Consider the following 26,587-nt stretch of genomic DNA (forward strand, 5'->3'; position numbering starts at 1 on the left):
GCGCGAAACGGCGCCATCGCCGGTTGCGGTTGGTCGTTAGAAGCCAATTCATTTACTTGAGTTGCGAACCTCGGTCCTGACGCCGTCGATCGGGGCAAGCGGGGCGCACAGATTTGGGGCTGGTTAGGCCTTGGGGCTCTTGAGCCTCACGCCCTCGCCCTTCTGGTCGGCGTCGAGAAATTCTATGCCGGCCTTGACCAAAGCGTCCTGAACAGCTTGCACCGTACTTATCCGAGAATCCACGACACCGCCTTCGAGCCTGGCAACGGCGTTCAGCGACACGATCGCCTTGTCCGCGAGTTGCTGCTGGGACCAGCCAAGCAACGCTCTAGCAGCCCGAATTTGTCGAGAGGTGATCATGAGATCACCATCGACACCCCTAGCAAAAGCGCCACTATAAGGTTATAAATACACCTCTTAAGGGTATTATAAACCCTACTGACAATGAGATCTCATGTGGATAGCCGCGAGATTTCCGAACTGAGCCGTCCGCGCAATTTTCGGTGCATGTTGCCGTTCGTTGAGGATGCCTGAACAATGAAGACCCCCTCGTCCCGACCGTCTTACAAGTCTCAGACCAAAGTCGGTTCTCACTCTGGCAGCCGTGACGGCGACAATCCCGACAAGGCCTACAGACGTTCAGCTTCAGACTTCGCCAACATACGGTTGAAGGCAATGGACGACGATTCAGGCTTGATCGTATTGGGCAAGCAGTTCGAAGAGGCTATTACCAAAATAGCAGCCTTGTACGATCCGGCATTACCAAGTCATCTCGAACGAATTGAAAGCATGCTCGCGGATCTAGCGCCCATAGAACAGGCCATTATGGCCACACCAGCACGAACTCTAGCCGGTCTGGGCGTAAAAGCTCGCCATGCAGCCTACGTCGTTTCCGAACATTGGGATGCGCCGATTGATCAGATCGACTGGGATGCCCGGGCTGTTCGTTCCTTGATTGAAGCGGTGTGCGACGTGGCCTCCAGACCATTTTCCTTCGAGTCGAACTCAAAAGAAGAGAAATAGTCGCGTCTTACAGATCTTCATGCTGCTCAATTTCGATGCAAGGATTGGAGCGAATGAGCGTCGTATCGATCATGGCCGCGATCCTCGAAGAGGAGTTGCGAGAACGTGGCATCCGCGGACTAACCAAGCTCGACCGTGAAACGATTGTCCACAGCATGATTGAACGCACGGCCGAACTCGAAACAGACATCAAGCACCGTCATTCGGGATCACACCTCGATGATCAGAACTGAGGGACTGCTGGTGTGTTCCGGACTGCTTTCGTAGCGTGTAGGAGAGAGTGTCAGTCAATCCTTATTGAAAGATAGAGCATTTTCGGTCTCCCGAGACCAAACCCACCATTCGCACTACGGCCGGAAATAGGGTTTCATCTCAGCGAACGCGTCTGCCATCGTGAACTCAGCGCGTTGCCGGCTTTCCGATAGTTTACCTGACCTTGCCCCCAAGTTTTATCCAGATCTGAGTTCGTTCGGGCGGTTGGATGTGCCCATCCGGGCGGTGGTAGCGACGGGAGCTGGCGCGGAGCTCTCGACATAGCGCAGCGCCAGATCCCGACGCGGATTGCAGGTGGCCGCGAACTCGGATGGCGTCTTCCATCCGAGCTGGGAGTGCGGTCGAGCGTCGTTATAGTCGGCCTGCCAGCATCGGAGCGCAACGCGGGCCTGGGCGAGCGAGGTGAACAGCGTCTCGTTCAGCAGTTCATCCCGCAGGCGGCCGTTGAAGCTCTCGATGAAGGCGTTCTGCATGGGTTTCCCCGGTGCGATGTAGTGCCAGGCGACACGGCTCTGATCGGTCCATGTCAGGATGGCATTGCTCGTGAGCTCGCTGCCGTTGTCGCTCACCACCATCTTGGGCTTGCCGCGCTCGGCGACCAGCCGGTCCAGCTCCCCGGCGACCCGGGCGCCCGAGAGTGAAGTGTCGGCCACCAGCGCCAGGCACTCGCGGGTGCAGTCGTCGACCACGGTCAGGATGCGGAAGCGCCGGCCGTCGGTCATCTGATCCGACACGAAGTCGAGCGACCAGCGATCATTCGAGAGCAGCGGCACCGTCATCGGTGCTCGTGTGCCGAGGGCCCGCTTGCGGCCACCTCTGCGGCGCACCGTGAGCCGTTCCGCCCGGTACAGCCGGAACAGCTTCTTGTGATTGACCAGGTAGCCCTCCCGCTTGAGCAGGACGTGCAGGCGACGATAGCCGAAGCGGCGGCGCTCATGGGCGATCGCCCTCATGCGCTGCCGCAGCCCGGCATCATCGGCCCGGCTCGTCCGATATCTGACTGTCATGCGGCAACAGCCGATGGCTTTACACGCCCGCCGTTCGCTCATCCCGTGAACGCCCACGAGATGTGCGACAGCTTTCCGCTTCGCCGCGGGCGTCACCACTTCTTTCCCAGGAGATCCTTCAGCGCTGCATTGTCCAGCATGGCGTCCGCCAGCAGCCGCTTGAGCCGCGTGTTCTCGTCCTCCAGCGTCTTCAGCCGCTTGGCCTCCGAGACGTCCATTCCGCCGAACTTGGCCTTCCACTTGTAGATGCTGGCGTCGCTCACGCCATGCTTGCGGCACAGATCGGCGACCGGAACGCCGGCCTCGTGCTCTTTCAAAATCCCGATGATCTGCTCTTCCGTAAAGCGGCTGCGCTTCATGCTCTGGTCCTCGTTGGGCCAGAACGAACTTCAAACTGGATTAAGCCCGAGGGGCAAGGTCACCTGTTCGCCTCACTCGGCACGGCGCTGAACGGCCTCCGTCATGGCGCGGACGCACGTTTGGAAGCCGATGCGGGGTCCGATCGTTGCGCCATCCAGAATGAACCTCGATCTCCCAGATCATGCCCTGAGATGTTCCGCGGGCCCGCCTCACGGCCAGCCTCAACACCCGCGCGGTCAGAATGCATGCTGTGGCGCGAACGGACCAATCTTCCATTCTTGCCGGTGCCAGCTTGGTCATTCGCAGTCGCTGTGGCCGTCCGAACCGTCCCATCCGCGTCATATCATGGGACGGCGCAATCAACGGTTCCGGTTGAGCAGACGGTTGCGACATGTCGCGCCTGAATTGAGCCAAAGGCATGCCGCGCCGCGTTGCTGCGGACCCAAGCACGAACTGCCAGGTTTCAAGGCAATTGACGCATTGCAAGCGGGCCGCTCAACAGCCGGAAAGCTCGCAAGACCGCACTCAACCACTCGCCATCAGGGGTGCATCAATCATCCTCGTACTGCATCGCGCAGCTATCAAGGGGTTGATGTAACGTTCTCGACGAGAGACGCACCGACAAGCCGAGCTGGTCTGGAGCCAGTCGAACCGCAGGGAAGGATGAGGCGCCTGTAGTGCACCCGCAACCTGTCATTTCGGTGCGGGCGCCGGATGACGGCATCAACGTCGTCGAAGAGCGGCTTGCCTGTACGAAGCACATAGTCGTAAACGCCACGGACCATTGGCCGTAATGATAGTCCGGCTGCTCCTCGAGCGGCAATCCCGGCGCATGCCGTTGCCAGGATCTGCCGAAGCTTCAAACCAAGGCAAGCGGCTCAGGAGGTCATCCAAGAAGCCCAATCATGTCGATCAGCACGTGGGAACGCGCTTGCGCCTGCGACGGAACCTGCTCGATCTCAGCCAGGATGACCTGGCAAGACGCCTCGGCGTGACAGCTCAACTCATTCAAAAGTATGAAGCGGGCGAGACCCGGATCAGCGCATCTCGGCTGTACGAAATCGCAAACCAGCTCGCTGTTCCGATCACGTGGTTCTTTGACGAGATTGACGTCAAGGCAGGCGCCGCTGTGCCAGAGGCGTCTCATGAGCAGACGGTGGACTTCGGTGAGCTTGTGACCAAACGCGAATCTCGCCAACTGCTCGAGCTCTATTTCGGCATATCCGACGAGCGGCTTCGCCGAAAGGCGCTGCAGATGGCTGAACTTCTCCGCTCGCGCGACGACGAGTAATGCGCTCAGGACATCGGCCAAGCCGAATGACTGAGTTTTCGCATCCCCTGATGCAGTCCTTGCCAGAGGGTCGACGTCCGCGGCGGCTGCGAGACGGACCAGCGCGCCGATCATGCTGATCGCCGTTGGCTACGCAGCAGATTTCGATAGCCGCCTCGGATCAGGGTCTGACCTGTTTGAACCAGCCGGATCGTCCGGCTGCGCAGGTCGTGCGTTTTCCATCCCCGATCTTCAACTCGCTCGGACCCGAACAGAACCGTGGCGATCGCCCGATAATTCTGGCCCTCGAGGCGGCCATCCAAGGCGCGCAGCGCAAGAACGAGGCGCCGGCGCTGCTGAATGGGCCCGGTGTGAGCCGGCAGCCGGATCGGACCTCGTCTCAGCGCCGTCCAAAGCCGATAGGCCGCGCGCGTCTGCAAATCGAAATCACGGTCGAGCGGCAGTTCGACAGCCACGGCCGTCCCCTTCGCCGGAAGCCGGGAGAGCATCAGCCGGTGCGTGGCGCCGCCCAACTGCAGCACCGCGTACCAGCCGTCGGACGCCCGTCTCAGCTCGGCGCCGGGCGATCCGCGAAGGTCGAGATGAGAGAATGGCGCGAGCGCACCTTGCGAGGTCGGAGCAACCCGAAGCACAGTCGGCAGCACTTCCGGCGCCCAGAATATGGCCTGAGCATCAAACCGGCGCATTGGGTCAGCCGCGAAAAGAAAGCCCCCATCGCTGCCGGAATTCAGGATCGGTCGGGCCGTCTTTGTCTTGTGCAAGCAGATCGCTGTAATCTCGCCGATAGTCTGGATTACGACGTAGACATTCCCAGGCAAAGTCGGCCGCATCGGCTGTTTCGAGCTTCTTGTAAGATTCGGACGACCGCCAGTTGAACTCGCTCATTACACACTCGTCCCTACCATTTCCGCTCTCTCACCAACGTATGCAGAGGCTAGCAACGAGGGCTCCTGCACGGGGCTATCAATCTGCGGAGTTGACACCGATCGAGCGCAACACAGTGGATTTTGCGTATTCCTGGGACTTTCGGTTTCACTCAAATCGCGCGATTCCGGGCAGCGATGATGAGGCCCCGCTGCTGTCTGCGGCATACCAGCCTTGCCTCAGGTCCACTTTGCTAAGGATTTCAGCAGATCGGCGGCGGTCGCGCGACCCTATCAAGTTTGCTTACGCTCGAAGCTCACGCGCGCTCTCAAATGGCGCTCACACCCGTTTGAGAAGCGCTTCGTCCGCCCTTGGCAATTTCGGTCAAGCGATCTGGGCCACAGCTCAATCTGCGGGGGCGAGCTGATGTTCCAGCCATCGTGCAGCACGATCGGAGATCAGCTCCGGACGAAGTCCTGCTACGCCGGTGCTCTTGTGAGGCGCCCCTATCGTAAGCCATTCCCCGAGCGCGCGCGCCCACCCTGCGGCAGGATCAATAGCCAAAAGAGGTGCAGCCAAGCTGCCCTGGCACAATGGGAGACGCCATACCGTTCCCTCAAGCACACATATGTCGTCGCGAACGATGACAGTCCAGTGCTCAACAAATCCGGACCATTCGAGCGCAGATGGTGGCGGTGACGTTCCTGTGCGCAAGCAGCCGAGCAGCTTTGCTGCGAACACAAGGTTCGCCTTTGACCACCGCCAGTTCGTCCCGCAATCTGCCCGATGGGGACAGAGCAGACGGGCAGTATCCGCTCGTGCAAGGGAAGGAGCATCCGTTGCGACGCTAGGTCCGATGAAAACTGGTGTCTTGACCATGCCGGCCTTCTCGCTGCTCAAAACAAGATTTCAAACAGAGACTAAAGGTCGATCCGATTGACGTATGGCGCTTTCACGTCGACGGCGACCGTAGCGTCGTCTTCACCGCACTGAAGGATTTCCCGATATGCAGAAACTGAGTGGCCGGTCCCTCCTCGCCGGCTTCACACGTACGCTCCCGTCCAGGGGATGGGACAAAGCCATCTGTATAGACCTGTTGCCAGGATGACTCTTTGCCGCCGTCTCATCGCTCGCTGGGCCTACTGGGCGACCTCAAGCCGCTCGACGGGCGACGCGTCATTCGAGCTGGCGAACAGCCTTGCTTCCAGCATCGATTGCAACGGCGCAACATCTCCCCTTCGCAACGCGCCGATCGCATTTGGAATCCCAGCCGCGACACGAGCATCAGCGCGACCAGCTGCAATGGCTTGGAATTTGAACCCGATGTCGTCCCAGCTCATGGGGTTCGTAGGTTCTCCCTTCGGCGCCAACACGGTCCGCTCAAAGGTGCCCGAAGCCGTGGTGATGCGAACCCGCCCAGGAACCGCAGCCGGGAACATCAGCTCAAATTCGGGATTGACCGTCATGTGGACGCGTCCAGCGATCTCGATGGCTCGTTGGTCTGTCAGCGACCCGTTGCTCAAGGGGAGCAACGCTGGTGCGCCGCTGGTCGCGGCGACACCGAGGCAGAACGGAAGGCTGTATTGCGCTCCTTCCAGCGTACGCGGCTCCACCTCGTTGCTCAGGGTCAACGACCTCCCAAAGGTCTCCACATCGATGCTGATGATGGCTCCCGGATGAATGTCATGATCGCTCAGCAATGTGATCAGCGCGTCAATCGGCGCGTGAATCCAACGGCAGCAACTATAGGGCTTGAAATAGGTGCTGTTGATGAGCCAACTCGTTCCTAGCCCGTCGAGAAGCCGCGCGCGATCGTAACGTTCTGAACTGTCCAGAATGTCGATCGGTCCGGTGAAGCCCTGCTTGGCCAGATCGGCCGCCAGGATGCCATTGGCAGCTCCCCATGGGATGCCCTCTTTGACACTGTTGCCTCTGAACCTGGTGTATGGAGTAGCCGACTGGCTCGGTGCCGTTGTCCCAGCGATTGAGATCGCGTGTGCGATCTGGCTCTGCGACAGCCCTCTCAGCCAACCCACCGCTGCCGCAACGGCTTGACCGCTCCAGAGGCCGCTGTTCACCGTCGGGACGCTTCGCAGATCCCGGGCAGCAGAAATACGAATGCCTATCTCATATCCGATGGCAATGGCGGCAAGCGCCCGTTGCCCATCCAAGGACGGACTGCCGAGCAGTGACAATACCCCCGGAATGATCGCTGCGCCGGGGTGCCCCGAAGCGGCGCGGTGGCCATCATCCAGGTCGAGCGAGCACGCGCAGGCCGCATTGACGAAGGTTGCCCCCGCAGCGGTCGACCGCTCTCCTGAGAACCACATCGCCGCCGGTCCATGGCCCCAGGTCGCGCTCGCTATTCGGCGCACGGCCACCGCGTTTGGCGTCTCATGGCCGGCTATCGCGGCGGTCATCAAATCGAGCACGCATTTCGCCGCGCTGATCCGGGCTTCTTCTGGAACTTTGCTCGCGCTGACCCATTCGGCCAACAGCTCGGCAGCGGTGTATGTCATGCGGGCCTCCAGGGATCTTCAACATGTGTGCTGATCGGACGAGGTGAGGTAGCGCAGCCGTCCGACTCATGATTGGCAAACCGAACTCTATCGATGTGGCACGAAGCTGGCCTTTGAGCATCTTCCGCGCGAATGGCAGCAGGAAGTCAAAGTCGAATTTTGCGAGCACCTATTCGTCGGAGTTATGGGGTTGAGCCGGATCCGCGCCGATCATTTCAGTCGGTTTTGGCGCGGACCGTCGCGGTGTGGTGCCACTTGCCGGGCAGGCGAAGCTTTGGCGAAACTCCGGCCAGCTGCTCGTACATCGCAATGAAGAGATTTGAGGCGATCACGACGGCAATCCCGGCCAGCTCGATCGGGACCGGCATCTCACGCCAGACGAGGAGACCGAGCAGAAAGCCAAAGACGAAGGTGGCGTATTCGAAGGGTGCAACGACGCTCGCCGGCGCCATCTGGTAGGCCTTGGTGAGCAGAATCTGAGCAGCGCCGCCCAGAACACCAATTGTGACGAGGATCGGCAAGTCAGTCACGCTCGGCCAGACTGCAGAGAACGGCAGTGTCGCTGCGCTCACCAATGTGCCCGACAGCGAAAAGTAGAAAACAATGGCCATGCTCGTCTCGGTGTCCCGCATCTTGCGGATGGAGATCAATGCAAGGGCCGTAGCCACCGCACCGGCCAGCGCGAACAAGACTCCCGAGGAGAGCCCCCGGCCATCGGGATGGGCCATCAGCAGCACGCCGCCAAATCCGAAAACGACGGCAACAAGACGATGGAGGCGAATGCTCTCCCCGAGCAAGGGAATGGCAAACAGCGTAATGAACAACGGTGCTGCGTAGCCCAGCGCCGTCGCGGTCGCGAGCGGCAGCATCCCGACCGCCGTGAAGCTGAAGAAGAGGGAGCAAAGACCGGCAACGGAGCGGCGCAGATGAGCGCCCGGCCGCTCGGTGCGAAGCACGCGATAACCGCCGAGACGCCGGACAAGCCAGAGAATCGGCAGCAGAGCGAAGAAACTCCGAACGAAGACGATCTGTCCCACGGGGTACTCGCCGCCCAACTTCTTGATCAAGGCGAACATGACGGCGAGCACCGCTGCCGAGAGCACCTTATAGCCGATCGCCGGCAGGTGAGATGACACCGAGCTGTTTGGCACGTCCTGCCGGCTGCTGATGATCGTCATACAAGCCTCATGGTCGAGAAGCGGCCAAGATCTACGCGATACGGCGAAGCTCATCGTCCCAGGGCGCAAGCGGTGCGCTGAATGTCTCGATCACCTGGCCCTTGGAAGCCGCATCCAGTCCCAGCCTGCGCAGATTTCGGCCGGTCTCCAGATAGTCCGTCTCGTTGACGATGGAGGCCAGATCGATGATCGACTTGATCGCGGTGGAATGGAGGCCGACCTTGACGCCGAGCTCGAACCAGGGAACCAGAACGTATGGAACGTCCTGCACAATAAACCTGTCGCGCATGTGCGTCGGTGCCATCTTGGTCGTGTTGTGTTCGACCGTCTCTCTGGCGAACTCGCCGAAACTGGCGAAGGCCCTGTCGTAGTAGCTGTTCATGATCGCCACGACAGACTGCGGTTTGAAGCCAAATTCCCTGGCGATCGCCATTCTCTCCTTGTCGACTTCGTCGATGACGCGGGCGACCGACGCCGACATTCCTTCACGATAGAAATAGAAGTCGCCCCTTCGCGTCTCGATCCATCCGGCGTTCATCAGCGCCGGCGTCGGATGAATCACTCCGGTAATGCAAGACATGCCGATCTCGAGAACATTGCTGCGCCACTCCAGCGGCATCGGGAAGATCGCGCCAATCTCATCGCGCAACGCTTCACTGACGTCGACCGGCATCGCTGCGATCGGCATGATGCTCTTGATGCCCATCACCGTCACCTTGCCATCCTGCATTCTCGAGGCGTAGGGCGCCGTGGCGGTTTCGAGGATGTACCGCGCATTGATTTGTCTGCGCGCCATGAGAGCGAAGAAGTTGCCCGTGATCGAAATGACGACATGCTTGCTGAGGTCGAACTTTGCGAGTTCGCTCAGGACGGCCTCATGGCCATATGACGGGACCGTGATGATGATGAACTTGGAGAACCGGACGACGTCGGCCATGTCCGAGCTGACATCCGGATGGAAGCGGCCTTCGATCTTGAGGCCTGCTTCCAGATAGCCGTTGCGGTCGATTGTCTCCGCGTGCCGGCGATGCTCGGGATGCGCGTACAACAGTACGTTCGCTCCTCGACTGGCAAGATCGGCCGCGAACGCACATCCGCAATTCCCGGCACCAATGATCGAAACCGACGTCTGCATGTCGCTGCTCCATGACGCAACCTAACGTAGATTCAAGTATTCTTGGAGCAGCGCGATCCGGTCAACATAATAATCCTGTAAACATACGGAAGCATCTCGCTAACGTATGCGCCTCTGACACTAATAATGGGCTGGCGAGGAAACGCAAAGATGCGCGCATTGACTTGCCTTTGCAGTCAACAGATCGCCTTTATCTTTGCACGACTTGTTCACGCGCGCGGAGGCGTCATCCTCGCTCGGTCAAGGGCAACCGCCAGGATCATGCTTCGTCCAAAGCGAGCTCTGGGACGCACCAATTCATGCAGAGAGGTGCGAAGTCACAGCCTGCAGGGAATTCGTCTCGGCGTGGCGTCGAGCTCCAAGCTCACCGCGTATGCGACAGCTGTTGCAGGTTCTCGTTCGCCTCGACCATCCCTGGAGCAAGACTGAGATGATCTGGCCCACCGAAGCTCCACCAGGTCGCAGCCATGGCACCATACTGGGCGAGCAATGCTGCTCGACAGTTACCAGGGGTCGATTGAAGAATAAGATCGCCCCGATAACCTGCGAGTCTCAGCTGATTGAGCGCGCCGGCGAGGTTGGTTCGCTGACGAGACGGCGAAGCGCGGTTGACGTGCAAATTCCAGTCCTTCAGGTGGACGTTCACGATCCGGTTGCCGCAGGCGGCAAGGGCCTCATGCGCATCAGCGCTCGTCGAAGCTCGACATCCAACCGCGTATGTGATGCCGAACCGGTCTGCCGGGTATGGTTCGATCAGCGATGCCAAGAGCGGCGGATCGAGATCAGACTCAAGGGAGAGGACGACGCCGCAAGCCTCGAGGAGCGGCGCAAGCCGATCCAGTCCGGATCGAAGTGCCGCCGCCTCGCGGGGGGAAAGCTGTTGCCCGCCGTTCGCGAGTGGCACCACGAGGAGCTTGATGCCGATCTCAGCACACGCCTCGATCACGGCACCGAGCAGATCGAGCCTCGCCCAATGCTCACGGCCGGTGACCTTGTAGAAGGGGGATTGCATCATGAAGTCGGCGGACAGCGATGGAATGCAGATGTCGCACTCGCGACTAAGCCGCCGCATCTGATCTCGTCCGGTGGTCGACATCACAGGATTCATCAGGATCGGCTCGTCACCGATTCTCCACTCGATCAATTCGAAGCCGACTTTTTGGGCAACCGAGAATTCCTCGCGCCAGCAATCCGTGAGAAAGCCTCGTCCTCTCTTGTCAGCCGGCTCCATCAGATCACCCTGCACAAATCCGATGCGGCTGACCATCTGCGCCTCTCCGAAAATCATATCATGGATCCTTCGACTGGACGCGCCAAAGCTTGATGACTTGCGACCGGCTGCGGCACGGAGAGCCTGCACCGCAAAGATAGGGCGGCCGACCACACACTGCCACTACCAACCCTGGTAGAGGTCCGCGGTCCGGAGCGCAGTCTTCTTGTTCCGCAGCGACGACCGCCATATGCGGAATTGCATCACCATTCACGGATCCGTACCCGTCCCAAGGTTGCCGACGGCAGCCGTACACGTCCAGCCCCCTATCCGGCTTGGTAGCTTCCGCGCGCGCCGGAAGCTGCTCTACTGCATCCGATGATGCAGACACATGATGGAGATTGGAATGGTGCACAAGGCAGTCCTAGCTGGCAGTGACGAGCCTGCCGAGGAGTTCTGCAGTGTCGCAAACTCAGCTAAAAATCAGGACAAGGGCCTTGCATTCGCGACCGGCTGGACACCGGATTCGGGGGTCGACCAATCCGCGGCGGGATGCGACCAGATATCCGCGCCTGGTTCTAGAGCCCGCGACGAAGGCCGCTCCATCTCCGTGCCTTCGAGACCACGCGTCCTGCTGGTCGGCGACAAGGGATTCACGAGCCTGCTCAAATACATTCTCGAGAGCAACGGCTTCGACTGCATGCTGACTGACACCCTGACAGATGCGATCGCCTCCGCCACCGCCGCGCGCCCCGGCTTGATCGCCCTGGACGATGTATCGTGCGGGGATCGCGTAGCCTTCGCGCTCGAACAGTTGCACCGGGACCCTGCAACGCAGAATGTCCCGACGCTGATCATGGCAAGCGTATCGCCTCACCTCGAGGAGGCGTGCGTCCATGCGGATCGGACAAGCTATATATTGAAGCCGTTTCTTCCGGACATCTTCATCGACCGGCTGCGTGGCCTTCTGCGCGAATCGACTTGTTCCAGTCCCAAAGTGCTTCGATTTGCCGACATTGTCATGGAGTCCGACGCGCATCGCGTCTCCCGAGGAGCGCGCTGCATTCGCCTCTGCCCCGTCGAATATCGGATCTTGCAACAGCTCCTCGAATGCCCCCGAAAGGTCTTTTCTCGGGAGCAGATCCTATCCAGCATTCGAGCACATACTCAGGAGAACGCCGTTCGCTCAATCGATGTTCATATCAGCCGGATTCGCAAGGCTCTTTGTGAACGTGGCGAGCCGAACTATATCCGTACGGTGCGAGGATTGGGCTATTCGCTCGACTTCGCCCCGGACGGACCTGCCACCTACCTTCCCCGACCTGAGCCGGTCAGCAACGCGCGAATGCTGCACCGATCGGATCGGATAAGCCCCGCTCGCCGCTGATCAGGGAGCGGCTCTCGCGCTAGCCTCCAGCGAAGCTTCCGCTCGGTCGACTTCAATCCAAGGAATTGGGCGACTGGATTACGATCACGGCACACTCGCCAATGAACTTCTTTGGCGGGGCTTCAAGTCATCGCGCTCCGATGCGCAGGCCCCCCCACGCGATCTCGCTTGTTTCCGGGAAGTAGCATGCCCGGAATCGGCCGTCCCCCGATGTCTCCAACTGCGGCCTTTCGACGGAACATAGACCTTCCGCTCGCGCGCAACGCGGATGAAAGCCACAGCCCGGAGGCGGATTGGCTGCAGAAGGAACCTCTCCCACGATCTGGATCAGAGGCCGGCGGGCCCTCGGATCCGGCACTGGATAACTGTCGCGCAGAAGCCTGGTGTAAGGATGCAACGGACGGTCAAGAACATCTGCCGTCGGCCCCTCTTCGATGATGCGCCCAAGATACATGACGGAGACTCGGTCGCAGAAATGGCGGACCACCCCGAGATCATGCGAAACGAACAAGAACGACAGGCCGCGGCGTTCGCGCAGCCCCTCCAGCAGTCGAAGAATTTGCGCCTGGACCGACACATCGAGAGCAGAAACGGCCTCGTCTGCGACGACCAGTTCGGGATCCAAGACCAGCGCCCGTGCAATGCCAATCCGTTGCCGCTGTCCGCCGGAGAACTCGTGCGGGTAGCGTTCCAGTGCGTCTCGCGGCAACCCGACCTCGAGCATGGCGGCTTCCGCCTTCTCGCGGATGTCCTTGGACGAGAGTCGCAGATGAACACGAAGGGGTTCTTCCAGAGTCTGCCGGATTGTTCGGCGCGGGTTGAGCGAAGAATACGGATCCTGAAACACGATCTGCATCCGGCGCCGCAACGCGCGCAAGGTGGCCCCCTTGGCGGCGCGGACATCGATGCCGTCGAATAAGATTGATCCGCTATCGGGCTCAATGAGCCGAAGGATGGTACGCGCGACCGTTGACTTGCCACAACCGGACTCGCCCACGAGGCCAAGGGAAGCCCCCTTTGGAATGCGGAAAGACACATCATCGACCGCCCGGACGCATCTGGCGCCTGAACCTCCGTGTCTCACGAAGGTCTTCGAAAGATGACGTACAACAAAGTCGCCGCTTCCCAGGGATGTCGTCATCAATGCACTCCTCCGACCGGTCTGACGGGACAGCGCACCAAATGTCCGGGATCACCTGATGATACGAGCTCTGGGTGCAGTTCGGTACAGCTGCGGTCCTTGAACGGGCAGCGGGGCGCATAGGCGCAGCCTGCTGGAACAGCAGACAGGGCGGGAACGCTGCCGGGGATCGGCTCCAGACTCTCGCTGGCCCGGTCGGCTCGCGGCATGGCGCGCAGCAACGCCGCCGTATAAGGGTGCATGGGCTTTGCGAACAGCGCGTCGACAGTCGCAAGCTCGACAATCTCGCCCGCATACATCACGGCAACGCGGTCGGCGATCTGCGCAACCACGCCAAGATTGTGCGTGATGAACAGCATCGACATTCCGTAGGCCTGTTTGAGCTCTTCGAGTTGAGTCAGCACCTGCGCCTGGATCGTCACATCGAGTGCCGTCGTCGGCTCGTCGGCCAGAAGAACCCTCGGATGGCAGGCAAGTGCCATGGCAATCATGACGCGTTGGCGCATCCCTCCCGAAAATTGATGCGGATACTCATCTAGTCGGCTCTTCGGCGATGGAATCTTGACCTCCGCCAAGAGCCGAAGCGCCTCAGCCTTGGCCTCCATGCGCGACCCTCCGCGATGAATGAGGATCGCCTCCGCGATCTGGTCTCCCACGGTCATGGTCGGATTGAGACTCGTCATCGGCTCCTGGAAGATCATCGCAATCGAATTGCCCCGGATCGTGCTCATGTCCCGCTCGGACAAGGTCACCAGATCTTGACCCTCGAACAACACCTCTCCGCCTTGGATGCGAGCACCGGCATGCGGAAGCAGCCGTAGGATGGACAGGGCCGTGACGCTCTTGCCACTGCCCGACTCGCCCACGACCGCGAGCGTCTCGTTTGGCATCAGTGATACCGAGACGTTTCGTACTGCCGGGTACCAATGGCCGCCGATTCGGAATTCGGTCCGCAGATTGCGCAGGTCGAGAGCTGGCCTAGGAAACGATGTCATGCCTGCTATTCCCCCCGCAGCTTTGGGTCGATGGCGTCGCGCAGAGCGTCTCCCAGGAGATTGAGGGCGAGCACGGTCAACAAGATCGCAAGGCTTGGGAAGACCGCGAGCCACCAGGCGTCGAGGATGTTGTCGAACCCTTCGCGGATCATGCTGCCCCAGGTCGGTGTCGGTGGCGGAACGCCTAGCCCGATGAAGCTCAGCGATGCTTCCGTGCGAATCGCGGAAGCCATCCATAGTGAACTCATCACCACCACATCCGAGATGAGATTGGGGAGAATATGAACCCCCATGATCCGGACGGGTCCGAACCCAAGCGCTCGGCCCGCGATCACGAAGTCCTGCTGCTTCAATGCAATCGTTGGCGCCCGGGCAACTCGCGCAAACGGCGCGATCTCCGTGATTGCGATTGCAATGATCAGGTTCTGAAGGCTGGCGCCGAGCATCGCCGCAATCATGAGGCCGAGCAGGAGAGCTGGAAACGAGAGCATCACATCGAGCACCCCCATCACGAGCTGATCCAGCGCTCCTCCGACATAACCCGCAACGATTCCTATCGTGCAGCCGATCGTCATCGCAATCAGGATAGCGACGAAACCGACCATCAGGGAGATGCGGGCTCCATAGATCAGACGGGACAGGACATCTCGGCCGTAATTGTCCGTTCCGAACAGAAACTCCGCTGACGGCGGCTCGAGCCTGGCCACGATATTCTGCTCCAGCGGGTCATGAGGCGCGATCAGCGGCGCGAGCACCGCCACGACGATGATGAGCGCGAGGAGCAGCGCACCCAGCCAGAAGAGAGGATTTCTGGAGAAGGCCAGCCACAATCGACTAGGCTGCGACACTGCAGCCGATGCAACCCCGACCGTCATTTGTATTTCACCCGCGGATCGATAAGCCCATAGGTAATGTCCGTCAGCGTATTCACGACGATGACGCAGATGGCAAAGATGATCATCAGCCCCTCGAGCAGCGTATAGTCGCGAGCGTTGAGTGCCCCGAAGATGAGCTTGCCGAGGCCGGGCCGGTTGAAGATGATCTCCGTGAGCACCGAATTTCCGATCAACGTACCGAAGTAGAGGCCAACAACGGTAACCACCGGAATGAGGCCATTGCGCAGAGCGTGTCGCATGACGAGGCGGGTGGGAGTCACTCCCTTCGCGCGCGCTGTGCGGATGTAATCCTCACCAAGGACTCCCAGCATGGATGACCGCGTGACACGCACCACATAGGCCATCAGGATCAAGCCGAGATTCAGCGCAGGCAAGGCAAGGCTTCGTAATCGCTCGATCGGATCAGTGCTATCGGACGCGAGAACGGGGAACCATCCCAGCTGGATTGCGAATACGATGAGCAACAGAATGCCTGACACAAACGCTGGGAACGATAGCCCGACCAACGAGACCAGCCGCGAGACGTAGTCGATCCAGCTGTTGCGGCCGAGCGCGGCGAGGATTCCGAGCGGCAGACCCAGGACGATTCCGATCACGATGGCCGCCAAGGTGAGTTGGATCGTCGAGGGCAACACCAGCAGGACCTCCTGCACGACAGTCCGGCCGCTGCTCAGCGATTGCCCGAGATTTCCGGTGAGCACCTCACCGAGAAAGTGAAGATATTGGACCTGGATCGGCTGATCGAGCCCGAGCCGGGCTCGCATCGCGCGAAGCGAGGCTTCGGTTGCCTGGTCGCCAAGGATGACGGATGCCGCATCACCCGGAACGAGACGCACCAGCACGAAGATTGCTGTCAGCATCACCAGCAAGGTGGGGATGGCCAGCAACAGCCGCTTGAAGGCAAAGCTGATCATTGGATCACCCAGCACATTCGCGAACAGAAACCAGAATGTTCGGACTGAACTCTTCTCTCCAGACAAGGAAAGTGCCTCACAACACCTCCTCCTTTTGATCGAGTGTGGCCAGCTCTCCAAGCGTCACGGGCTTGAGCGGGGGCCTGACTCGATAGAAGCCGATCTCCCCTATAGGACAATCCTGGATTTCCGCGAGGATGCGGGTGACGGTATAACCGCATTGCCGCCCCTGGCAGGGGCCCATCCCTGCACGCGTGAAGGCCTTGATCTGGTTCGGGCCGGAGCCGCCGATCTGCGCCATCGCCCGGATCTCTCCTGCCGTGACCTCCTCGCAGCGGCATATGACAGTCTCATCGGACGGACTAAAAATCCTGCCGCGGGGTCTGAACATGGTGTCAAGAAAGGGCCGCAAGGCAAGTTCGCGAGCCAAACTCTTTTGAACGCGCAACGCTTCCTTGAGCACGATCTGCTCGTCCGCATAGCCGAGCTTGACTGCCAGCCTGTGTGCTGCGAGCGCCCCACGAAATTGCGCGGCCTTCGCGCCAGCAATGCCCGCGCCATCCCCGGCAATGAAGATACCGGCTTTGGTCGTTTCACCCCATTGATCGAGAACCGGGACGTAGCAATCCTGCTCGTCACGCCATTCAACCGCGCAGCCCAGCCCCAGCGGTGCATGGACGTTCGGCACGACACCTTCATGCACAAACAGATTGTCCGCGGAAACGGTCTTCTCTTGTGCATCGGCCGTTCGATAGCTGATGGATTCGATCCGGTCCGATCCGTGCGCCACGAGGTCGATGACATGACGGACGACGGGCACACGCCGGTGTCGAAGGACGGCCGTCCACGCGAGCCCTTTGAGGAGCGCCCCACTGGCACGCAGGGCCTTCGGCAGATGTTGGAGCGCCGCCCAATGACTCCCGGCCGGTGTCGTGTCCAGATAGCCGGCGATCTGACCTCCGGCGTTGAGCAACTGAACGAGGTAGAGCAGCGGCAACGGGCCACAACCAGCGACCCAGACTGGCTTGGAGGGGATCTGCCCGGCGGTCTTCAACAGGACCTGAGCGGCACCCACCGTGAGGACTCCCGGCAGTGTCCAGCCTGGGAAGGGAGCAGGCCGCTCCTGGGCGCCGGTTGCGAGGATGATGGCGCGCGCCTCGATCGTCCGGGCCTTGCCATCATGGGTCACGAAGGCACGAAAACCAGGTTCGACCTGCCAAAGCTGTGTACGAGGCTCGTACCGCGCGCCGCTGGCGCGGAATGCATCGGTCGCAGCCTTTCCGTCCTGATAAGTCCTTCCAAGGACGGCTCCCCTCGGGGTCGCCGCTTGGGTTTCGACCGAGCGCCAGATCTGCCCGCCAGGCGAACTTTGATCGTCCACAACCAGGACGTCAATTCCATAGCGGCGGGCTGTGATGGCCGCTGTCATGCCAGCAGGGCCAGCCCCTACGATGAGAAGATCGGTGGTGCTCATGACGGCAAGCACCGCTTACGCTGCTGGCGCTCAACCTTCATGCCCTCCTGAACCGGGGTCATGCAGGTCTGAACCGAGGCGATTCCATCCACCTGAGCGAGACAGTCGAAGCAGACGCCGATCATACAATAGGGAGCTCGCCCGCTCCCTTTGACCGGCGTGGGGCGCGACCAGACGACAGCCTGCCGGAGCAGCACGGCTGCCAGGCTTTCGCCCGGCTCCGCCGTGACAGGCTTGCCTTCGACGTAGACAGTCACGGTCTCAGCGGGCTCATGCAGCTTTCGAAACATCAAAGCGACTCTGATGAAAGATATCGAGCGAATCCGGCAACTGGCCGGCCGAGATGGCATCGGCCAAGACGGTGGAATGCAGAGCTGCAAGCGTGACGCCTGAATGGCACAACGCCACGAAGGCTCCCCGGTGCTTCTGGGACTGGGCGTAGACGGGACACCCATCAGGCGTCATGATGCGCAACCCAGCCCACTGCCGAACCAATTTTGCCTCAGCAAGCCCCGGCACGATGCGAAGCGTCCGCCGACTGAGATCTGCCGCCGCGATCGCGGTCGCGGAGCTATCGAAACCGGTCTCCTCATGGGTAGCACCGATCATCACGGTGCCTTCCCGGGTTTGACGCAAGCCACTCGTCGGCAGAGGCAGAAATGGCTCAAGGCGCTCGGTCACCAGGATCTGCCCGCGTTGAGGCCGCAGCGGGATTTCAAGACCCACTTGCCGCGCCAGCGCCTGAGACCCGAGACCGGCAGCGATCAGCACGCGCGGCGCACTGACCGTTTCGTTTCCGAACGTCACCGTAAAGCCCGCCTCGCTGGGCACGATCTGCCGCACCGCAGCGTTTCGGCGCAGATCTCCACCCAGACGCAGGATTCCGGCATGAAGAGCCGCAAGGAGCTGGAGCGGATTGGCATGCCCGTCCCGCTGGCCGAAGCTGGCGCCGGCCACGTCAGGCCCCAATCGAACCTTCGGAAGCAGTTTGGCCAGTTCAGCGCGATCGAGCATCCGCCAATCCGCCTCCGCTCCGCCGAGCTGATTCTGCAGCCGCTGAAGGTCCAGGCGGCGCTTCTCGAACGCGTCATCTCCGAGGCAGAACGCCAAACCGCCATTCTGCTCATACTGAAGATCCAACGCGGCCAGATCAGTGAGTTCCGACGCAAAGTCGGACCACATGTCGACGCTACGGCGTGACAGCTGCTGATAGGCGGGCATGTTCTGGCCTTTGCCCTGTAGCCAAACAAGGCCGAAATTGGCCCGCGCCGCACGATGGTCGCGATCGTCACCGTCGAGCACGAGCACTCGGCGTTGTCTTCGCGCAAGCCCATAAGCGATCGCAGCACCAACCGTGCCCGCACCGATAACTATTATCTCAGGATGCATCAGATTTCCTCTTGCCCAATATGACGACAAAAAGAGATATTTGGTCAAAGTCGAAAATCTCTGGCTGTATTCTTCAGGGTTATGGGATGGCTCGTCAGATCAATCTCAGACAGGTTGAGGCGTTCAAAGCGGTGATCGAGAGCGGCTCGATCAGCCGAGCCGCTTTGATCCTCAACATCTCCCAGCCCGCGATGAGCAAACTGATCGCTCATCTCGAAGAGGATACCGGGCTCAGCCTGTTCGATCGCGTCAAGGGCCGCCTTGCTCCGACAGAGCGCGGCATGCGGCTTTACAAGGAGATTGATCGTATTTTTTCAGGTGTCCGCCAGGTGGAGAATGCCGTCGAGGCCATCCGCCGCGAGGAGCAGGGGCAGCTTCTTGTCGGAGTCATGCCGGCTTTGTCGCGTTCGTTCATCCAGCAGGCGACGATGGGCTTCCTGCAGCAGCATCCCAACGTGTTCTGCTCGGTCAAGTCACGCAGCTCGGAATGGATCGTGGACTGGCTGGTCACACGCAAGCTCGATGTCGGCCTTGTCAGCTCGCGGATCGACAATCCCTATGTGATCGCCGAACCGCTGACCCAGCACCCGCTCGTCTGCATCATGCCGACCGATCATCCCCTCGCCATGAAGAACGTTGTGGAGCCGGACGATCTCGACAACATTCCCTTCGTGTCTTTCGATCCTGAGAGCCAGGCCGGTCAGTGCATTGCGGCGATGTTCGACGCCTACAACGTCAGACCCAACACCGTGCTCGTTGCCAATGTCTCGCCGACCCTGTGCGAATTCGTGGCAGCCGGCCTCGGCGTCGCGCTGGTGCACCCTTTGATGTTCAGCGGGCTTCAGGACCGTCTGGCCATCAGACGCTTTGAGCCCGCTTTGTCCTACGACTTCCAGCTCTGTCGAATGCGCGACAGCCGCAATGCAAGTCTGGTCGACGCCTTCCTCCAGCAGGCGCGCACGACGGCTGCACGGCTCTCCCAGGAGTCGCTCAGCGTGGCATAAGTGTTGTCGCTTCGGTAATCGGCGGAGCGAGATTCATTGCTCCTTTGAGCTCATAGCCATAATTGACGCGCTTGCTATGGCCCCAGACCTGCTGAAGCTCAAACAGCGGAACAGAACAGACGGCATCATGGATCTTGCGCTGGGCCTCTTTCCACAGTTCCTGCTGCCGCTCCACACTGCCTTCCACCCGTGCCGCCTGTATGTCGGCATCCGCAACGTCGCAATGGGAGAAATTGGCCACCGCCGTCGGCTTTCCGATGCTCGAGCTCGAGTGATAAAACTCGGTCAGGTACGTGTCGGCGACCGGAAATCTGGCGGCGCCATAGAACACCAGAGCGCTGGCATTGCCGCGAATTTGGCTCTGATAGGTGGCGTGATCGACAACGCTCATATCCAGCTTGATACTGGCCTTTGCGAGCTGGCGCTGAATGATTTCCATTGTCGGCAGGATAGCCGAGATATTGGACACCACGACCTTGAGCGTCACGCCATTTGGGTAGCCCGCTTCGGCCAGAAGCGCCTTGGCCTTCACCGGATCGTAAGCATAAGCCCCAGATGAACAGTCCTCTCCGATATAGCCCGGGGGCACGACCGAGCAGCCTTTCAGACTGACGCTCTTACCGACAAACTGCACGAGATCGTCGAGATTGACCGCAGCGGCGATTGCCTGTCGGACCTTCAGGTCATCGAGCGGCGGAATACTGCTGTTGATGTGAAGCGTTCGAAACTCTCCTGGACGGAAGACATCAACGACCATGTTGCCGCGCTGGCGGGTCATATCGACCCAGCGTTGCTCGCGCCGACCTTGGATGACGTCGAGCTCTCCGGACGCAAAGGCGAGCTCGCGGGCGCTGTCGGAGGGGATCGTACGGTACATGATATTGCTGATCTGCGGCCGGCCGCGGAAATAGCCCTCGTTTGCGACCAGCTTCACATGCCGCTGCGTTTCATGCTCTGAAAACGCAAACGGACCCGTACCGACGGGGTTGGAGGAAAACTTGTCTCCGAGCTCCTCCACTGCTCTTTTGCAGACAATGTTTCCGCCGTGATAGTTGGACAAGCGGCCGAGGAAATTCGGATCTGGATACTTCAGGGTCATGCGAACGGTGGACCCGTCTACCTTGGCGATGCTCTCCACCGCGGAGAAGTCTGCAGCGAAGCTCGATCGGCTGGGGTCTGCGGCACGTGTCAGCGAGTAGACGACATCATCTGCGGTGAGGCTGCCCCAGTCGCCGTGAAACTTGACACCCTTTCGGATGAAGAAGGTCCAGATTCGTCCGTCTGGGGACGTTTCCCAGCGCTCGGCGAGATCGGGTTCAAGATCCTTGGGATCAGCGCTCCCTGGCTTGAATCGAACCAGGCCGTTGAACATCAGGCCGATCAGCGGCTTGTCGGTGCTGGTCGTCGCACGATGCGGGTCAAGCGTGGTAATGTCTGATCCACCGGCCCCGATTTGCAGCGTGGTCCCCGGGGCTTCCGCTGCAGACACATCACCGGTCGCGTTCACCGCGACGGCGATGCAGAAAGCCAACATATAGACGTACTTCATAGAGACGTACTTCATCCGGTGCCTCGCCCGTTGCCCACGCATCAGGCTGGAAGAGTCCCGCGTCTCTGTCAAAGTCCGAAATCAAGGAGGCCTATTCTTGGGCGTTATGGGCTAACGGCGGAGCTCGGCCGCGGCGATCGCCATTGCATGCGACCATCGCCCCCTTGCCTGAGCCGCGCAGAATAGCGGAGCCTGCCCGCAAATGTCAGAATGGCGACGGTTGATCGGCGTCGGCTTCAGTCGGTGCTGTATCCATCCACATCGGCGGAGATGAGCCGGATAGTCCGGAGACCTCGATCAGACCAAGCCGTATCGCCCTGACGACGGCGACCGTCCGGCTGTTCGTGCCAAGCTTTCTCGCCGCCTTCTTGATGTGGAAGTTGATCGTGTTTTCACTGATCTTGAGAATGATTCCAATGTCCCAGGAGGACTTACCCTCCGCCGTCCATGTCAGGCATTCACGTTCGCGCGGCGAAAGCTTGATCGCCTTCCTGCCCATCGCTGGCGGGGCAAGCTCGCCAAAGGCGACATGGAACTGACACGCCAAGGCGTGAAGATGCTTCATTTGCCGGATCGGGTTGGCATCGTCGAAGCTGGATGCAAAGGATAGAACGGAGATGCGCCCCGACGGTCCAAACAGCGGCACGCTCATCCCGTGCTTGAGACCGGCTTCGCGGCTCTCATGAAGGACCAACCGCTCGCCGTCCTGCAACTGCTTCTGCTCGAGCAGGTGATCCCACAGAAACGGCCTGCTGTGAATTGCCGTTCGCCTGACGACCGGATCAATCTCGTGATACTTTCGCTCGAAATAGTGCTTCCGCCAATCGAGCGGAAAGTTGAGAGCGACGGCCGGCATAGGATGCTCTGGCAGCCGTACCGACTCTTCGTAGTTCAGGGCGCCATAAGCCACTTGGCCGAAACCCTCATCGGCTGCAGAACCGACGAGAAGATCGAAGAGGTCGGACAGCGACTGCGTGCGGTTTGCACAATCGATGAAGCTGAAGAGGTCCATTGCTACCTCACGGCAGACAAAGCTGCGCAAACTTCCGCCCAGCAAACTTCCGCCCAGATGTGATCGTGAAAACGAATCCGTCTGAATGTCCCGATCGTCGACGGTCCGTCCTTGTCCCCTCGTCTGCCTCTATCAAGGCGAGAAGCAGGCGCTTGCTTGTTCAAACTCCAACCCAACCTGAGGTAGACCGTACCATGATACGCTTCGTCGTGCAATTGACGATCATATTCGATTGATCTTTTCAGAAGTCGCGATGTCATCAACATTGCCCTTCTCCGGAAGCGGCGGCCCTGACGATCTTGCCGACTCCGGCAACCAGATCGCGCAGCAAAGTGCCTGTTTGATGAGCGATCTTCGGCACTTGTGTCAGCAAGCATGAGAGTGCTGGTACAAGTTTCGATCGGACCATGCGCACCAGGGACATTCTTCCCGGCACGCAGCGCGCGCAAGTCAGGCCTCGCGGCCATCCCACACTGAATCCGTTCAAACGGGCCCGGACGAGCCTTGCAAAAGCCAATAACTACACCCTGATACAACTCAGAATTGCGCCAGATTGTAGGTGATATTGGGGCGATGTCTGACAGTTGTCTTCCTCCGAGCAGCCGGTAGGACAGCAGCCGCTCCACAGACGCGCGAACTACTCGACTGGGTAGCTGCCTCCCTGACGCTGTGCCGATTAGTCTGCATCTTCCCGTCACGTGGCACATTGGAAGATGCTCATGCATACCCTTTTAATCAGGTGGGAAACCATCCATCGATATGGTGAAGCCTGGATTTCGCATCATCGGCTGCGGTACCGGATGTTCGTCGAGCGCCAGGGGTGGTCCGTGCCTCATTATCAGGGCATGGAATATGATGAGTTCGACACACCGGCAGCCACCTACATCCTGGTGGTGGACGAGCAAGATCAGGCGCTTGGAACTGCACGGCTGATTCCGACCACACGCCCCTACATGGTCAAGTCCTTGTGGCCGAACCTGGTCGAAGGCTCGCTGCCGCATTCGGACGCTGTCTGGGAAGCATCGCGCTTCGGCTGCGATCGCGCGCTCAGCGCCGGCGGACGGCGCCGAGTGATCGGGCAGCTCATACAGGCCTGTCAGGAATTCGGCCTCGCCAACGGCATCTCGTCTTATCTTGGGGTCATGCCCAGCTGGATCTTCAAGAATGTCATCGCTGCCCATGGCTGCCCGGTGAGGCCACTGGGAGCGAAGCTGCCGTTGCAAGGGCATGACATTGGGGCAGCCTATATCGGGGTATCATCAGCCATCCTGGAATTGGTTCGCCAGCATACGGGCATCCCAAAGGTCCTGCATGAGAGCCCCTCTCCTGTAGCGCCTGTCCCATCCGCACTGTCCCCGCGCTTGACAGAGGATGCTCTGTCGCAGCCCGCTGAAGGATTGGCCTGCAGCCCGGACTTGGAAGGGCTCGTGAGGGTTGGATAAGCGCGATCCGGAATCTTCGGCCATTTGCCGCCCAGGGCACGCAAGCCAGGGCCGCTCCGGGTTGGACATTGCTGTTCCTCAATGGATGATAGGCCAACGCCGAGGTTGAGCGGAGCAAGCCAACGCGATGCGCGGCTCCGGGTCTATTTGGCCTTGATGGCTGGTGCCCGCTTCGACTTGGCAAACGCCCGATCAGTCGCCATGAAACGTGCCACCATTGCCGAGGCCAGGCGACCAAGATCATTGGCCGGCTGGTCCGAATGGCGGCCAACAGCTTCGGCATAGGCCTGCAGATCGCGAAACACGCTCGCTGACAGTTCGACCGTGATTTTGACCGGCTTCTCATCGGGAAGTTCCGAGATCTTCAGCTTCGCCATGACTGCTACCCCTGATACGGCTCGAGCACGAGATCACGATTGACGATCACGCGGACCGGAAAGCCCGGCCTCACTGTCAGAGTCGGCTGGACGTTCATCTGCTGACCAACCAGCTGCTGACCTGTGCGGCTCATGGAGTTGCCGAAGCCCTGGCGGAGCGCCTGGATGATCGCGGCATTGTTCGTATTTTGATTGGTGCCCGCATTGACCTCGCTGCCCATCGAGAGCAGCGTCGAGAGCAGCGCTGCGCCAACCAGCTGCCTGAAGTGGTTATCGACCTCGTCCGAGAGACCCGAATAGCCGGCAGCGTCGGCGCCCTGCTGCCGTTCCAGAACGATCGACCGGCCATTGGGCATGATCAGCCTGGTCCAGACCAGGAGCACGCGCGATTGCCCGGCCGTCACCTGGCTATCGTATATCCCGATCAGCCGCGCGCCCTGCGGGACAAGCAGGACGCGGCCTGACGGCGAATCGAACACGTTCTCGGTGACCTGTGCGGTGATCTGCCCCGGCAGATCGGAGCGAATGCCCGTGATCAGAGCGCCCGCAATGACGGTCCCGGCCTGGACCACATAGGGTGAGGCCGGCGGGCTGACACGGTCGGCACTCGTGGTCCGGCGATCGACCGCGGCATTGACGAAGGCGAGCTTGCGGTCCTGGCCATTCTGGGCGAACGCGTCGTCGGGACTGGACATCGCGCCCGCCCGGTCGCTGGTCTGAGGCCCGCTCGCCGCGGCCTCGGTGCCACGAACATTGACCGTCGCAAACAGGCGGCTCAAGCGAGCGGCATCCCGCTCCTGCTCATGGCGGAGCTGCTCCTGATCGGGGGTGACCGCAAGTGCCTGGCCCTGCGCAGCGACAATCGCCTTGCCGAGATCCCCGGGCAGCGGCGGTCCGATCACCGGGACGTTCCGGGGAAGACTGGCGTAGTCACGCGGCAGGGCCGAAACCCCGTCCGCGATGTCGTGATGATCGGTGCTGTAGAGCTCGGCGGGACCCGATTTGCTCGGCCTGTTGGTCTGCAATGTCCAGACGACGGCGCCTCCCATCAACAGGAGCGCAACTGCACTGCCGCCGGCCAGGACATTGCGCGACAGCCGTGTGACGGGGGGAAGATCTCCGTTCAGGCGCATTCTTTTCGTGCGCCGCTCAGCCTTCTCGGCTGCAGACGGAGCCTGAGACGCAGAAGCCTCATCCTCCTCGTTTTTCACCCTGAGGCTCCGTCGGTTCTGACGATCCTGACCTTGCGCTGCTCCTCGCCGCCGAGGCGCAACTCGGCTGCGGCAAACAGCCGATCGACGATCATGATGTTGCGGAAGGCACGGTAGTTGACGATCTCGGGCGCACCATCGCTCCCGATGACGAACAAGGGCGGCAATTCACCCTGCACGATGCCAGGGGCAAACTCGATATAGACCTTGCGACCGTCGTCATAGGCGTTGACCGGCCTCCATGGCGGATCATCCCCCTCGATGCGATAGCGGAAGCGCCGCAGCGCCGGATTGGGCAGCTCCGGCCTCAAGACGAGCTGGCGCGCTCTCGTCTCGGCATTCTGGGGATAGTACCAAGCCACGGCGGGCATATACGGCTTTTCGCGGGCGCGCAGCTCGAGCAGATAGGTCCGCCGGTCGGTGTTGACGATGAGATTGGTTTCGATCGCGGCACGCGTCGGCTTGACCAGGATGTGGACGCGGCGGCGTTCGCCCGCACCGCTCTCGGTATCGCCTACGACCCAGCGCACGGTGTCGCCGGCGGACACGGGCCCCGACCCTGTGAGCTGTTCACCTTCCTCGAGCATGATGTCGGTGATCTGCCCGGGCGCCGCATAGACCTGATAGAGCGCGCCGGGACTGTAGGCATAGATCTGCGTCGCGTTGAAGTAGCCCTTCTTGCGCGGTTCGACCCGCGCCGCGCTATTGGCCATCTCGACGCGGTCGAGCGGCTCCGCTTCCTCCTGAGCTCCCGCCTTGCCACCAAGGGACACTTTCCAGGGCGGCGGAAGATGAAGCGGCGGAACCTTTCCATCCAGCGCAGCTGGCGGCGCCGGCAATGGCGGTGTTTCGCTGTCATAGGTGATCTTCGGCAGATTGGTCGTTGTGCAGCTGCAGAGCAGAACCAGAACGGCGGCCCCCGCGATCATTGGCCCT

General features: G+C 60.6%; 26 protein-coding genes. 6 read left to right on the top strand and 20 right to left on the bottom strand.

Translation table 11 applies throughout. From position 1 onward, the window contains the following. Positions 1–123: 123 nt before the first annotated feature. The gene (locus tag QX126_RS21255) at positions 124–360 is read right to left on the bottom strand and encodes a multiprotein-bridging factor 1 family protein (RefSeq protein WP_015670204.1); all 237 of its coding nucleotides are present in this window, start codon (positions 358–360) and stop codon (positions 124–126) included. 177 nt (positions 361–537) lie between these two features. On the opposite strand from QX126_RS21255, the gene QX126_RS21260 reads away from it, so the two are divergent. Both QX126_RS21260 and QX126_RS21265 read left to right on the top strand, forming a co-directional pair. Continuing rightward, entirely contained in the window at positions 538–1,023 is a 486-nt protein-coding gene (locus QX126_RS21260; RefSeq protein ID WP_315783426.1) for a hypothetical protein, read from the top strand. A 53-nt stretch (positions 1,024–1,076) separates the two neighbouring features. Further along, on the top strand, positions 1,077–1,256 hold the full coding sequence (locus tag QX126_RS21265) for a hypothetical protein (protein ID WP_315783428.1): 180 nt from the start codon (positions 1,077–1,079) through the stop codon (positions 1,254–1,256). A 216-nt stretch (positions 1,257–1,472) separates the two neighbouring features. Here QX126_RS21265 and QX126_RS21270 read toward each other — a convergent pair. Continuing rightward, positions 1,473–2,662 (bottom strand): IS3 family transposase gene (locus QX126_RS21270; RefSeq protein WP_315783430.1). Its coding sequence is split into 2 segments (ribosomal slippage): positions 1,473–2,413 and positions 2,413–2,662, totalling 1,191 coding nucleotides; the frame shifts between segments, so codons are not numbered across the junction. Positions 2,663–3,456: 794 nt separating this feature from the next. On the opposite strand from QX126_RS21270, the gene QX126_RS21275 reads away from it, so the two are divergent. Beyond that, complete coding sequence (locus QX126_RS21275) at positions 3,457–3,954, top strand: helix-turn-helix domain-containing protein (protein WP_315783431.1); 498 nt, start codon at positions 3,457–3,459, stop codon at positions 3,952–3,954. Positions 3,955–4,064: 110 nt separating this feature from the next. On the opposite strand, the gene QX126_RS21280 is transcribed toward QX126_RS21275, so the two are convergent. From QX126_RS21280 to QX126_RS21305, 6 genes are all read right to left on the bottom strand, one after another. Further along, entirely contained in the window at positions 4,065–4,640 is a 576-nt protein-coding gene (locus QX126_RS21280; protein WP_315773526.1) for a DUF2285 domain-containing protein, read from the bottom strand. Positions 4,641–4,644: 4 nt separating this feature from the next. Further along, positions 4,645–4,839 (bottom strand): transcriptional regulator domain-containing protein, encoded by a 195-nt coding sequence (locus QX126_RS21285; protein WP_315754303.1) that lies wholly within the window; start codon positions 4,837–4,839, stop codon positions 4,645–4,647. A 1,118-nt stretch (positions 4,840–5,957) separates the two neighbouring features. Then, positions 5,958–7,337: an MmgE/PrpD family protein gene (locus tag QX126_RS21290; RefSeq protein WP_315783433.1), complete on the bottom strand. Its 1,380-nt coding sequence runs from the start codon at positions 7,335–7,337 to the stop codon at positions 5,958–5,960. Positions 7,338–7,552: 215 nt separating this feature from the next. Continuing rightward, positions 7,553–8,515: a DMT family transporter gene (locus QX126_RS21295; RefSeq protein ID WP_315783436.1), complete on the bottom strand. Its 963-nt coding sequence runs from the start codon at positions 8,513–8,515 to the stop codon at positions 7,553–7,555. A gap of 31 nt (positions 8,516–8,546) precedes the next feature. Further along, positions 8,547–9,650 carry an NAD/NADP-dependent octopine/nopaline dehydrogenase family protein gene (locus QX126_RS21300; RefSeq protein ID WP_315773519.1) on the bottom strand — a complete coding sequence of 368 codons (1,104 nt, stop codon included), beginning with the start codon at positions 9,648–9,650 and terminating at the stop codon, positions 8,547–8,549. A 364-nt stretch (positions 9,651–10,014) separates the two neighbouring features. After that, positions 10,015–10,938: a sugar phosphate isomerase/epimerase gene (locus QX126_RS21305; RefSeq protein ID WP_315783437.1), complete on the bottom strand. Its 924-nt coding sequence runs from the start codon at positions 10,936–10,938 to the stop codon at positions 10,015–10,017. A 328-nt stretch (positions 10,939–11,266) separates the two neighbouring features. On the opposite strand from QX126_RS21305, the gene QX126_RS21310 reads away from it, so the two are divergent. Continuing rightward, positions 11,267–12,247 carry a response regulator transcription factor gene (locus tag QX126_RS21310; RefSeq protein WP_315783438.1) on the top strand — a complete coding sequence of 327 codons (981 nt, stop codon included), beginning with the start codon at positions 11,267–11,269 and terminating at the stop codon, positions 12,245–12,247. A 127-nt stretch (positions 12,248–12,374) separates the two neighbouring features. On the opposite strand, the gene QX126_RS21315 is transcribed toward QX126_RS21310, so the two are convergent. The 7 genes from QX126_RS21315 to QX126_RS21345 form a co-directional block, all read right to left on the bottom strand. After that, a complete protein-coding gene (locus tag QX126_RS21315) occupies positions 12,375–13,388 on the bottom strand; it encodes an oligopeptide/dipeptide ABC transporter ATP-binding protein (RefSeq protein ID WP_315783440.1) in 1,014 nt (337 codons plus the stop codon). Continuing rightward, positions 13,388–14,383 carry an ABC transporter ATP-binding protein gene (locus QX126_RS21320; RefSeq protein ID WP_315716419.1) on the bottom strand — a complete coding sequence of 332 codons (996 nt, stop codon included), beginning with the start codon at positions 14,381–14,383 and terminating at the stop codon, positions 13,388–13,390. The genes QX126_RS21315 and QX126_RS21320 overlap by 1 nt, the downstream gene beginning before the upstream one ends. Positions 14,384–14,388: 5 nt before the next feature. After that, positions 14,389–15,258, bottom strand: a complete 870-nt coding sequence (locus QX126_RS21325) for an ABC transporter permease (RefSeq protein WP_315783442.1) — start codon at positions 15,256–15,258, stop codon at positions 14,389–14,391. After that, on the bottom strand, positions 15,255–16,193 hold the full coding sequence (locus QX126_RS21330) for an ABC transporter permease (RefSeq protein ID WP_315754288.1): 939 nt from the start codon (positions 16,191–16,193) through the stop codon (positions 15,255–15,257). The genes QX126_RS21325 and QX126_RS21330 overlap by 4 nt, the downstream gene beginning before the upstream one ends. Positions 16,194–16,269: 76 nt before the next feature. Then, positions 16,270–17,667 (bottom strand): FAD-dependent oxidoreductase, encoded by a 1,398-nt coding sequence (locus tag QX126_RS21335; protein WP_315783444.1) that lies wholly within the window; start codon positions 17,665–17,667, stop codon positions 16,270–16,272. After that, the gene (locus QX126_RS21340) at positions 17,664–17,957 is read right to left on the bottom strand and encodes a (2Fe-2S)-binding protein (protein ID WP_315716423.1); all 294 of its coding nucleotides are present in this window, start codon (positions 17,955–17,957) and stop codon (positions 17,664–17,666) included. Before QX126_RS21340 ends, QX126_RS21335 begins: the two co-directional genes overlap by 4 nt. Then, positions 17,938–19,056 (bottom strand): FAD-dependent oxidoreductase, encoded by a 1,119-nt coding sequence (locus QX126_RS21345; protein ID WP_315783446.1) that lies wholly within the window; start codon positions 19,054–19,056, stop codon positions 17,938–17,940. The genes QX126_RS21340 and QX126_RS21345 overlap by 20 nt, the downstream gene beginning before the upstream one ends. 20 nt (positions 19,057–19,076) lie before the next feature. On the opposite strand from QX126_RS21345, the gene QX126_RS21350 reads away from it, so the two are divergent. Continuing rightward, the gene (locus QX126_RS21350; RefSeq protein ID WP_315783493.1) at positions 19,077–20,060 is read left to right on the top strand and encodes a LysR substrate-binding domain-containing protein; all 984 of its coding nucleotides are present in this window, start codon (positions 19,077–19,079) and stop codon (positions 20,058–20,060) included. Here QX126_RS21350 and QX126_RS21355 read toward each other — a convergent pair. After that, complete coding sequence (locus QX126_RS21355) at positions 20,047–21,609, bottom strand: ABC transporter substrate-binding protein (protein ID WP_315783448.1); 1,563 nt, start codon at positions 21,607–21,609, stop codon at positions 20,047–20,049. The genes QX126_RS21350 and QX126_RS21355 overlap by 14 nt on opposite strands. Positions 21,610–21,814: 205 nt before the next feature. After that, entirely contained in the window at positions 21,815–22,621 is an 807-nt protein-coding gene (locus QX126_RS21360; protein WP_315783449.1) for a LuxR family transcriptional regulator, read from the bottom strand. A gap of 719 nt (positions 22,622–23,340) precedes the next feature. Here QX126_RS21360 and QX126_RS21365 point away from each other — a divergent pair. Beyond that, positions 23,341–24,063, top strand: coding sequence for an acyl-homoserine-lactone synthase (locus QX126_RS21365; protein ID WP_315783451.1), 723 nt, complete (start codon positions 23,341–23,343; stop codon positions 24,061–24,063). Positions 24,064–24,206: 143 nt separating this feature from the next. Here QX126_RS21365 and QX126_RS21370 read toward each other — a convergent pair whose 3' ends face one another. The 3 genes from QX126_RS21370 to trbG form a co-directional block, all read right to left on the bottom strand. Continuing rightward, complete coding sequence (locus QX126_RS21370; protein ID WP_315783453.1) at positions 24,207–24,440, bottom strand: DUF2274 domain-containing protein; 234 nt, start codon at positions 24,438–24,440, stop codon at positions 24,207–24,209. A gap of 5 nt (positions 24,441–24,445) precedes the next feature. Beyond that, on the bottom strand, positions 24,446–25,573 hold the full coding sequence (locus QX126_RS21375; protein ID WP_315783455.1) for a TrbI/VirB10 family protein: 1,128 nt from the start codon (positions 25,571–25,573) through the stop codon (positions 24,446–24,448). Positions 25,574–25,647: 74 nt separating this feature from the next. Beyond that, positions 25,648–26,580, bottom strand: a complete 933-nt coding sequence (gene trbG / locus QX126_RS21380; RefSeq protein WP_315783456.1) for a P-type conjugative transfer protein TrbG — start codon at positions 26,578–26,580, stop codon at positions 25,648–25,650. Positions 26,581–26,587: the final 7 nt, after the last annotated feature.

Source organism: Bradyrhizobium sp. SZCCHNPS1003 (assembly GCF_032381555.1).
In the GTDB taxonomy this organism is placed as follows: Bacteria; Pseudomonadota; Alphaproteobacteria; order Rhizobiales; family Xanthobacteraceae; genus Bradyrhizobium.